Here is a 279-nt window from a genome sequence, read left to right as displayed (position 1 = left end):
AATATGACTGGTAGAAAATTATATGATAGCAGTGTAGGTCGAGCAGCTTTTTGGACTGCAAACATTGGAATGATTGGAATGACAGTTGCTTTTGGTGTTGCAGGTGTAGCTCAAGTATATTTAGAGCGTAAATTTAAAATGGAATTCATGGAAGTTCAGGCTGAAATTAGTATCCATTTTGTAGTATTAATTCTATGTGCTACACTATTTGCAACTGGAATTATCATGTACATCTGGGATTTTTATAAACATGGAAAACCTACAGATGAAGCTTTAGAT

1 pseudogene is annotated in these 279 nt (G+C 34.1%); it reads left to right on the top strand.

What is annotated here, in order from left to right:
• Positions 1-69 precede the first annotated feature (69 nt).
• Positions 70-279 (top strand): annotated as a pseudogene (locus tag KI686_RS16695) (nitric-oxide reductase large subunit); the annotation flags it as partial.

This window comes from Polaribacter sargassicola, from assembly GCF_021991835.1.
Classification (GTDB): domain Bacteria; phylum Bacteroidota; class Bacteroidia; order Flavobacteriales; family Flavobacteriaceae; genus Polaribacter; species Polaribacter sargassicola.
The sequence above is the reverse complement of the archived record's forward strand: the minus strand, read 5'-3'. Positions and strand labels throughout refer to the sequence as shown.